The organism is Streptomyces sp. NPDC058086, assembly GCF_042885015.1.
Classification (GTDB): domain Bacteria; phylum Actinomycetota; class Actinomycetes; order Streptomycetales; family Streptomycetaceae; genus Streptomyces.
Window position 1 is genome coordinate 1 of the sequence record NZ_JBHVST010000236.1, and the last position, 4,834, is coordinate 4,834.

Below are 4,834 nucleotides of genomic sequence, written 5' to 3' on the forward strand. Positions count from 1 at the left end.
GCTACCGATACCGGGCCAGCGCAATCTCCAACCCATGGCAGCCTGCGAACCCCGTCTGACGGCAGAGACCGTGGAGAGCCCGTTGCGTTGAGAGGGTGCGCCGTTTCACTCGGCGTTGGATCGCCCCTTCAAGGGGCCGAGGTTCGGAAGGAGGTGACCTCGGGGCCACCCGCCTGACCTGGACGCGAAAGCGCGAGGGGACAACAGCATGGCGGGAAAGCGCGGAGCATCGCGAAGGCGTCGAAGGTGCTGCCGTGCAAGGCCCGCGTGATACGGCGAAGGCCACACTGCTTCAAGCCCAGTCACCAGCGGTGGAACCGCACACCCTGCGACACGGCGCCTTATGTCGCAGCCGTCGGCATCGGACGGTCCTGAGTTTTGCCGTCTCAACCCTTCCGGCCGGCGGGCGGCGGACAACGAGTTCGCTCAAGGGGACGGACCGGGTCGCCTACGTCACGCTCGATACGTCCAGCGCAAGGGGAATACGGGATGGCCTGCGGGGCGCGAGCCCTATGGCTACGGAGGGGTCGTAGTAGTCGTCGGAGTAACGCCCGACCAGGGAGGACGGGAAAGCCGTCTACACGGGCGAAGGGCCCCAGGTGTCAACAGATCTTCCACGAGGCGAGGTATGCGAAATGCAGAGCGCCGAAGCCCTTCTGGGGATCATCCGTGAACGCGGCAGGCGAGGTCTGCCGCTGGAACGTCTCTACAGGTGTTTGTTCAACCGGGAGTTGTACCTGCTCGCCTACGGGCGGATCTACCGCAACGACGGTGCGATGACGCCCGGCGTGACGGCCGAGACGGTGGACGGCATGCGCCTGGGGAAGATCCAGGCGATCATCGACGCGCTCCGCAGTGAGTGTTATCGGTGGTCACCGACGCGCCGCGTCTACATCGAGAAGAAGGGAAGGACCAGGAGTCGGCGCGGTTTAGGTCTGCCGACGTGGTCGGACAAGCTGCTGCAAGAGGTGATGCGCCTGTTGCTTGAGGCGTATTACGAGCCGCAGTTTTCTGAATGCTCCCACGGGTTCCGGCCTGGCCGGGGCTGTCACACCGCCTTGCAATCGATCTACCCCGGGTGGAGGGGCACGACATGGTTCGTTGAAGGGGACGTCAAAGCCTGCTTCGACAGTCTGGATCATGAGATCCTTCGGTCGATCCTGGCGGAGAAGATCCACGACAACCGTTTCCTGCGGTTGGTCGACGGACTGCTCAGGGCTGGATATCTGGAACAGTGGCGTTACCACGCAACGCTCAGCGGTTCGCCACAAGGCGGTGTTATTTCACCGCTTTTATCCAATATCTACCTGGACCGGCTGGACAAGTACATCGAGACGAGCCTGCTGCCCGCCTACAACCGGGGAGCCAGGCGCACGCCTTACCGTCCGTACATGCTGCTGTGGCAACGCGCCTTCAGGCTGGAACAGCGAGGAGACCGGGAGACAGGTCGGGCACTGCGCAAGCAGATGAAGACCATGCCCTCCCGCGATCCCGATGATCCGGGCTATCGGCGGCTGAACTACTGCCGCTACGCGGACGATTGGCTGATCGGGCTCACCGGACCGAAGCGGGAAGCCGAGGAGATCAAGGCCGACATCGGCCGGTTCCTGCACGACGAGCTCAACCTGGAACTGTCCGAGGACAAGACCCTGATTACGCACGGGCGGACGAGTGCCGCCCGGTTCCTCGGCTACGAGATCGTGATCCTGGACAACGACACCAAGCACGACCAGCGCGGTCACCGCAGCATCAACGCGCAGATCGGGCTGAAAGTGCCTGCTGACGTCATCCGCGCCAAGTGCCGCCCCTACATGCACCATGGCCGACCGGTCCGGCGGACCGAACGCACGGTCAACAGCGACTTCTCCATCGTCGCCCAGTACCAGGCCGAGTTCCGCGGGATCGCCGGTTATTACCAGCTCGCGTTCAACCTCCACCAACTCGACCGGCTGAAGCATGTGATGCAGCGCTCCCTGGTCAAGACGCTCGCGCGGAAGTACCGCGTCCGCGTCCCCAGGATCTACCAGCGCTACCGGACCGTGCTGAAGACGGACCAAGGTCCCCGCCGGGGGCTCCAGGTCACCGTCGAACGCGGTGAAGGACGACCGCCGTTGGTGGCGCAGTGGGGCGGGGTCTCACTGAAGCGAAAGATCAGGATCGGCAGCCTCGACGATCACCCGACACAGGTGTGGAACAGCGGACGCAGTGAAGTCGTCAAGCGCCTGCTCGCCGACACCTGCGAGATGTGCGGGTCGCATGACGGTGTCGAAGTGCACCACATCCGGCACTTGAAAGACCTGAACGTCCGGGGGCAGGCTCCCTAGCCCGCCTGGGCCCAGATGATGGCCGCGCGCCATCGGAAGACCCTGGTCGTCTGCCGTGTCTGCCACGAGGACATCCACTACGGCGGATGCCCCTCGCGGCAGAACTCATGAGAAGAAAAGGCACTGGAGAGCCGTGGTGCTCGGAAAGCGAGCATGCCCGGTTCGGTGGGGGGCCGTTGGAAAAGGGCCTGTTCACAGGCACCTCGCTGGCGGCCTACCCAACCGCACGTCCGGTTCGGCGAGAGGTCCGGAGAAACGGACCGGGAGCAATCCCGGCACCGCGCTCCGGGCCTACTCAGCGACCAGTAACGCGGCGTTATGAGCCGATGTCGAAGAGCGGGACGTCAGCGGATGCTGGTGGCGGGGCAAGTACCCGACCTACCGCGAGATCGCGGGCCGCACCTCGTAGTTCAGAGAAGCCTGTGTTCGTTGGCCGCTCAGATGGACCGACGAACTCCCGGCGGCACGGCGATCAACCTCGGCATGCCACGCATATCCGCAGCTCAACCCATCCGAGAGGAGGAGGGAACAGCTGTGCTGAGACAATCACTGGATGACCAGCAATGAGATCCGGTTCGACTGCCGGCACCGGGGCGACGGCGGCCCGCTCGTGATCGTCCCCCGCATCGGCGGAGCACCACTCACCGAGCTGATCGACGAGTTCGAGATCGCGGCCGGGATGCAGCCCGCAGGCGACGCCTACGGCGGTCTGATCCCGGAGTTTTTCCGGTTCGGCCCGATGCAGGACCACTTCCTCGGACGGTCCACCAACACGATGGGGCCGAAGACACCCGTTCTCGGTTGTGAATGCGGCGAGTGGGGATGCTGGCCTCTCATGGCCCGCATCACCACGCCAGCCGACCTCGTGATCTGGGACTCTTTCGAGCAACCCCATCGCAAGACCCGCGAGTACACGGCATTCGGTCCATTCCAGTTCGACCGTCAGCAATACGATGACGCTCTGCGCGTGCTGAACGCCGCAATCAACTCCGCCGAGACGTGATCCGCACCCGCCAGCGCCGGCGGCCGGGTCTTGTTTGTACAGGTCATCAGCGTTCCATGCAGGTGAGGGCTTCCAGGGTGGCTTTGACACCGCCGAGCTGGTCCAGGACCAAGCGGATCCATTCGTCGTCCGGGACCTTCCTGGCGTTCGGGGCGACGATCCCGGTGATGAAGTTGGTGACCCGGTGCAGCTCCGCCTGGAAGATCGCCCGCTCGTAGGAGATCCAGACCTCGCTCTCCTCCGACATCTGAAAGCCGTCCCGTCTGCTGTAGGTCACCGGAGGAAGACCCTCCTTGACCGCGACCTTCCGCAGGAACCTCAAGCCCGCCCAGACCTGCGACGGCGTGCGCTTGGTCGCCCGGCACAACTGGGGAAGCGTCAGCCCCGCCGGCCGTGCCTCCTGCAGAGCCTTGCGTACCGCCTGGCCGTGGACGTGGGCGGGCAGACCCGCCCCCATGACTACTGGCCCCGCAGCAACTGGGCGAGCTGTTCGTCCAAGTCGACCTGCCCGGTCGCGGCCGCGGTCTCGATCGGTTCATCGTGAGGTGCGCAGGCGACGGAGGCAGATGAGGCTGCAGGCCAGTTCGAGCAGGCCCTGATGGAGGTCGGCGCGTCTTTCGTAGCGGATCCGGAGCCGTTTGAACTGGTGCAGCCAGGCGAAGGCCCGTTCCACCACCCAACGCACCTTGCCGAGCCCTGAACCGTGGGCCACGCCGCGTCGGGCGATCATCGGCTTGATGCCGCGCTTCCACAGCAGGCGGCGGTACTTGTCGAAGTCGTAGCCCCGGTCGGCATACAGGTGCCGCGGCTTGCGGCGAGGCCGTCCTCGCAGCCCCCGGATCGGCGGGTCCGCGTCGAGCAGCGGCAGCAACTGGGTGACATCGTGGCGGTTGCCGCCGGTGAGCGTGACGGCGAGCGGGGTTCCATGCCGGTCGACTATCAGGTGGTGCTTGGAACCGGGACGGGCGCGGTCGACCGGTGAGGGGCCGACGTGATCCCCCTTTCAGGGCCCGGACATGCGAGCTGTCAACAGCGCAGTGCTCAAGATCCAGCAGGTCGGCGCGGCGCAGCTCGGCCAGCAAGGCTGCGTGCAGGCGCGGCCAGACGCCAGCCTCGGTCCAGTCCCGAAGCCGGCGCCAGGCCGTCACCCCGGAACAGCCGACCGTTTCGGCCGGGACGTCGCGCCAGGCGACACCGGTCCGCAGCACGAACATGACCCCGGCGAGTGCCGCCCGGTCGGGAACGCGCAGTCGGCCGGGGTAGCGGCGGCGACGCTCAGGAGCGGGCGGCAGGAGCGGAGCCACGCGCTCCCACAGGTCATCCGGAACAAGATCAGCATGCACCCGGACACCCTGCCCACGAAGATCACCGGGCACAAGACTTGCGAGTCAAGTCTTTCTGAAACGATCAGTTAGGGCGTGCAGATCTTTAACCTGTCCTCTTGATCTTGATTTGAGCAGGGCCGGAAGTGAGAAATGTTGCGAGGTCGGTTGGTGTGCGGAAGCGG

At 65.3% G+C, this 4,834-nt stretch carries 3 protein-coding genes and 1 pseudogene; 2 read left to right on the plus strand and 2 right to left on the minus strand.

Annotation, left to right across the window (positions count from 1 at the left end; genetic code table 11):
• Positions 1-635: 635 nt before the first annotated feature.
• Both ACFVWD_RS57470 and ACFVWD_RS57475 read left to right on the plus strand, forming a co-directional pair.
• A pseudogene (locus ACFVWD_RS57470) lies at positions 636-2,435 on the plus strand (reverse transcriptase domain-containing protein).
• A gap of 442 nt (positions 2,436-2,877) precedes the next feature.
• Positions 2,878-3,327 (plus strand): hypothetical protein, encoded by a 450-nt coding sequence (locus tag ACFVWD_RS57475; RefSeq protein ID WP_389607090.1) that lies wholly within the window; start codon positions 2,878-2,880, stop codon positions 3,325-3,327.
• A 46-nt stretch (positions 3,328-3,373) separates the two neighbouring features.
• Here ACFVWD_RS57475 and ACFVWD_RS57480 read toward each other — a convergent pair whose 3' ends face one another.
• Positions 3,374-3,784, minus strand: coding sequence for a hypothetical protein (locus ACFVWD_RS57480; protein ID WP_389607091.1), 411 nt, complete (start codon positions 3,782-3,784; stop codon positions 3,374-3,376).
• A 78-nt stretch (positions 3,785-3,862) separates the two neighbouring features.
• Positions 3,863-4,670 (minus strand): IS5 family transposase gene (locus ACFVWD_RS57485; protein WP_389607092.1). Its coding sequence is split into 2 segments (ribosomal slippage): positions 3,863-4,316 and positions 4,315-4,670, totalling 810 coding nucleotides; the frame shifts between segments, so codons are not numbered across the junction.
• Positions 4,671-4,834: the final 164 nt, after the last annotated feature.

Bases quoted from the DNA above. Each gene is read 5' to 3' on its own strand.
- ACFVWD_RS57475 (WP_389607090.1), top strand. From the start codon at position 2,878: ATGACCAGCAATGAGATCCGGTTCGACTGCCGGCACCGGGGCGACGGC.
- ACFVWD_RS57480 (WP_389607091.1), bottom strand. From the start codon at position 3,784: ATGGGGGCGGGTCTGCCCGCCCACGTCCACGGCCAGGCGGTACGCAAG.